Annotated in this window: 5 protein-coding genes; 1 reads left to right on the top strand and 4 read right to left on the bottom strand. The window is 40.1% G+C overall.

Going from position 1 to position 4,514, the window contains the following annotated elements:
• Together WB217_RS06250 and WB217_RS06245 are read right to left on the bottom strand one after the other, a co-directional pair.
• Window positions 1-72 (bottom strand): NAD(P)-binding domain-containing protein (locus tag WB217_RS06250; protein ID WP_423991688.1); only part of this gene is annotated, 72 nt, incomplete at its 3' end.
• A 134-nt stretch (window positions 73-206) separates the two neighbouring features.
• Complete coding sequence (locus tag WB217_RS06245; RefSeq protein ID WP_423991686.1) at window positions 207-1,499, bottom strand: DNA polymerase IV; 1,293 nt, start codon at window positions 1,497-1,499, stop codon at window positions 207-209.
• Window positions 1,500-1,845: 346 nt separating this feature from the next.
• On the opposite strand from WB217_RS06245, the gene WB217_RS06240 reads away from it, so the two are divergent.
• Window positions 1,846-3,558, top strand: a complete 1,713-nt coding sequence (locus tag WB217_RS06240; RefSeq protein ID WP_423991684.1) for a methyl-accepting chemotaxis protein — start codon at window positions 1,846-1,848, stop codon at window positions 3,556-3,558.
• 69 nt (window positions 3,559-3,627) lie between these two features.
• Here the strand turns inward: WB217_RS06240 and WB217_RS06235 are convergent, their stop codons facing one another.
• Entirely contained in the window at window positions 3,628-4,110 is a 483-nt protein-coding gene (locus WB217_RS06235) for a chemotaxis protein CheW (protein WP_423991682.1), read from the bottom strand.
• 128 nt (window positions 4,111-4,238) lie between these two features.
• The coding region (locus WB217_RS06230; protein ID WP_423991680.1) for a M20/M25/M40 family metallo-hydrolase at window positions 4,239-4,514 on the bottom strand (276 nt) is incomplete at its 5' end.

Here is a 4,514-nt window from a genome sequence, read left to right as displayed (position 1 = left end):
GCTCTCAATATTCATCGCCAGGTTCTTGCCCATGACTGCAAGTCCTATAACTCCGATTTGTTGTTTTGACATTTTTCCAACTTCCCTTCTGTCTAAAACTAGGTTTTTATATGCATACTCTATAATTTAGCAATGATAGATTTGTGTTGCAAACATTCAGATCTGGGTTCTTATTTATTTTGCCTTAACTGAATCGGATAATCATTTTATTCGTCTTTGCTCTCTTCATTTTCCTGCAACTTGCGGTCCTGCAGGAAATCTTTATTAAAGCTTGTATCTGTTCCTTTACTTTCTTCAGGAAATTTATTTTTAATTTGTGAACCAGCACTCTCAATTATGCTTTTGCCATATTTCTCTCTCAGCATGCTCATTGTATTAATCAGCGGTTCCTTCCTTGCATCCTGCTCAAATGAGAAAAGGTCCAGCTGTTTCACTGCTTGATCCGCTTCAAGAAGGTCAGTGCCGGTAATGCCCAACAGTCTTACCGCGTCCCCGTTCCAATGCTTGAGGAAAAGCGTTTTGGCGGCAGCAGCAATTTCATCCTTTTTAGAAACAGGATTTTGGAGCTTGTGACTCCGCGTAATCGTCTTCCTGTCCTTAAAACGGATCATGACACTTATATTCGTTGCCACGGCTTCCTTTCGTTTCATCCTGGCCGCTACTTGTTCAGAAAGCCTTTCAAGCACCTTCAAAAGCTCGACCTGGTTTGAAACATCTCTCGGCAAGGTTGTGGAATTACCAATACTTTTAAAATCATAGACTGAATCTGGATCGACTACCCGATTATCCAGGCCATTGGCTCTTTCCTTCAGCCTTATTCCATTAATACCGAGCATACCTTTCAGCTGTATGTCGTTTGCCTCTGCCAAGCCGCCAATTGTGTTGATTCCAATACTTTTTAGTTTGTCCGCAGTTTTGCTTCCTACTCCATGCATCTCTCCTACCTCCAGCGGCCAGAGAATCATAGGAATGTCACGTTTTCTTAAAACCGTGATACCCAGGGGTTTTTTCATATCGGAAGAGGTTTTAGCGAGAAATTTATTAGGAGCTATCCCAATACTGCATGGAAGATCTAATTGCTCTAGTAACCTCTTCTGAATGCTCTCTGCAATCTGCAGGGGAGAACCAAGGTCTGAACAGTCTGTGATATCCATATAGCCTTCATCAATTGAAACAGGTTCTACGAGCTCGGTGTATTGACGCAATAAATCAAACATGGCAGCAGAGGCTGATCGATAGCGTTCAAAATTTGGTTTTTTAATGATCAAGTCAGGGCATAGCTTCTTTGCCTCCCATAATGGCATGGTTGTCCTGACTCCGAATTTCCTCGCCTCATAGCTGCAGGTCACAATAATCCCCCGGCGTTCTTCAGGATTCCCGGCAATCGCGAGCGGTTTCCCCTTTAAGTCTGGATCATATGCCATTTCAACCGAAGCATAGAAACTATTCATATCAACATGTAAAATAACCCTGCCCTTTTTCGGATACATCTCTTTCATGTCAGCCACTTCCCAAATATACGTTCCCTCTTATTTTATCAAAAAATCTCTAGCATTACCTAGAAGACGATTATTCAGCTGTCGTTACTAACTGTAAGGATCCCTTATAAATACTCATTTTAAAGCCCTTCCTACACACTTTTATAAAAATGCCTGCTCTTTGCAGATTGTTCACAGTTCTGCTTAAAGACTTATTCAATAGAAAAGTTTCTTAGAGATAATTACGATTGTGAATTCTATGTGAAAAAATTTTAAAAAGTTAAAGAACTAATTGTAAATGCCGATATAAATACATACACGGGTAAGATTATTTAAATGTTATTTATGCTAAGACGGGGGAATATTTATGCAGCATTGGTCTATCGGAAAGAAATATGGAAGCGTTTTTATTTTTATTATGGTGATTTTTTTAGGCAGCTTCGTCTATCTATCGACAGTGCTTAATAATCTGGCAGGAGCAATCGACGAGGCTGAGGAAAAAAGTGATTATGCGATCATGATCAGCGACATGGGTTCCACTTTCCGGCAAAAATATATTATCATTACAGATTACATAACTGAACCAAAACCAGAACTGATGGCACTCTATAAGAAGGAATCGGAGAATTTCAATGCGTCTGCAGAAAAGTTGAAATCAAATGTTAAATCCGAGGAAGAAAAAGCTCTATTTAACGCAATTATGAAGACAGACAAATATATGGACAATGTATGGGAAGATGAAATATTAGCAACAGTAGAAGATTTCAAACAAAAAGGCGAGCAAGTTGATATCTTCACTCAAATCAGTCTTGCCAATAAGGCTGAGACCATTCGGGATATGAATATCGATAAACTGAATTCCCTAAGGACTGTCATTCTTGATGATCGAACGAAAATCATGAAGGAAACTCATTCCTCGATCGCATCCATGGTCCAGAATACATTTATGATTATGATCATAGCATTCGTCATCTCGTCGATTGCTATGTACTTTGTATCCCGAAACATTAGCAGGGGCCTAAAAGATGTGGTAGCTTATTGCAAGAAGCTTGCTGCGGGCGAATTGAATGTAAAAGTACTAGAAGCTAAAAGTAAGGATGAGGTTGGCCAGATTATTGCCGCTATGAACCAATTGTCCGGAAACCTTAAGGCATCAATCTTCAGTATCCTTTCATCTTCTGACCAGGTTAGTGAAATGTCGAGGAATTTAAAGCTTAATGCAGAAGCTACGACAGAAGCGAATAACGAGATTACTACTTCAATCATGCAGGTTGCATCGGCTTCTGAGGAACAAGTTAAAATTTCCGAACGTACAAATAATGCCGTTGAAAATGTTTCTTCTCAGTTAATAGAGGTCACTGGATCGCTTAAAGAGACTCTATATACTACATCTGTTTCGAAGGAGAAGATTGAGCAGGGCAAACAGTATGCTTTCAGCGTTACCGAACAGATGGATATGATTAATGAAAAAGTAAACGAATTATCGAATGTGATCCATTCACTGAAGAATAATTCACAGGAAATCCATAGAATTATCGAGATCATTACTGATATCTCGAATCAGACAAACTTGCTTGCACTTAACGCTGCCATTGAAGCAGCACGTGCCGGTGAACATGGTAAAGGATTTGGTGTCGTTGCACAGGAGGTCAGAAAGCTCGCTGAACAATCAGCAGGAGCGGCTGAAAGCATCCGCACTATTCTTGAACAGACCGGGAAGGAAACAAACCAGGCTGTGAATGTTATGGATGAAAGCCAGGCGACCGTATTGAAAGGAAACGAACTTGTGGAAAAAGTGGCGATTACTTTTACTGAAATCGCAGATTCGATTGAAGAAGTAAGTATTAAAGGAAACCAAGTAAGTGAAGCAGTTGTAAACGCGAATGAAAAAATGGAGTTTATGGCTCAGTCGGCCACTGAAGTTATCACAGCATCATCAAAGTCTGCACTTTTCCTTGAACAGGTTGCTGCCACAACAGAGGAACAAAACGCAACAATGCAGGAGCTTTTGGAATCCTCAGGTAAGCTTTCAAGCATGGCAGAGGATTTGCGAAAATCGTTTTCAAGCTTCAAGTTATAGAAAAATACAAACAAGGCTGGTTCACATTGAACCAGCCTTGTTTGTATCCCATAGCAAAAATCATTTCCTTTAATTATGTAATTCATTCTTCTCTTTTTGCATATATTCCTTGATTTCCTTAATACCTTCAAGTGACTGTATCAGCGTTTCCGGGTCGATGACCATGATCATACGCTTATCAAAATTGGCAATGCCTGAAATGAATTTTGTTTTTTGATAGGCGATCAGTCCTGGCTGCTTAAGATTTTCAGCTGGGATCTCCAGAATTTCCTTTGCGTCTCTAACTAAAGTGCCGATTGAAATGTCAGCTGTCTGCAAAACAATCAATCTAGTTTTTTCATCGGCTTGAATATCACGACCATAAAGTACTTTTTCGAGGTCAATTACAGGGATCAAGTCGCCCCTAACCTTTGTGATCCCTGTTACATAATCCGGCATATGAGGGATCGCTGTCATTCCTTCAAGCTTTTCTATTGAAATGACATAGAGGATTGGGAAAGCATACTCTTCATTCCCTGCCTGGAAAACTACCATCTTATTGGTTTCAGCCATAGAGTTCACACCCTTCGTAAAATTTCTGTCTAATACTCTATCAACAATATAACATTTTATTCCTGCAAGAGTAAGTATCAATTGGCAATTATATAAAAGGGCTTCCGTGCCGGAAGCCCTTTTGTGTCTTATTGTGCAGCCACTTCTTGAATTAAAGCAATGACCATCTCTCCAAGCTTTCCTAGCTCTTCGATTGGCATTCTTTCATTTGTTGTGTGAATTTCTTCGTAACCTACAGCAAGGTTAACAGTTGGAATGCCGAAACCAGCAATTACGTTAGCATCGCTTCCGCCGCCGCTGTGCTGCAGTTCACAGCTTCTGCCGATTTTTGCAGCTGCTTTTCTTGCAAGTTCAACAACAAGATCACCTTCGCCGAATTTAAAACCCGGATACATCACTTGAAC

The sequence above is a fragment of the Mesobacillus sp. genome, assembly GCF_049588175.1.
GTDB lineage: Bacteria > Bacillota > Bacilli > Bacillales > Cytobacillaceae > Mesobacillus.
Note: the sequence above shows the minus strand (reverse complement) of the source record. Positions and strands in the feature narration are given on the sequence as shown.

What these genes read in the sequence shown, in the direction of transcription:
- WB217_RS06245 (WP_423991686.1), bottom strand. Translation starts at nt 1,499, where the DNA reads ATGAAAGAGATGTATCCGAAAAAGGGCAGGGTTATTTTACATGTTGAT.
- WB217_RS06240 (WP_423991684.1), top strand. Translation starts at nt 1,846, where the DNA reads ATGCAGCATTGGTCTATCGGAAAGAAATATGGAAGCGTTTTTATTTTT.
- WB217_RS06235 (WP_423991682.1), bottom strand. Translation starts at nt 4,110, where the DNA reads ATGGCTGAAACCAATAAGATGGTAGTTTTCCAGGCAGGGAATGAAGAG.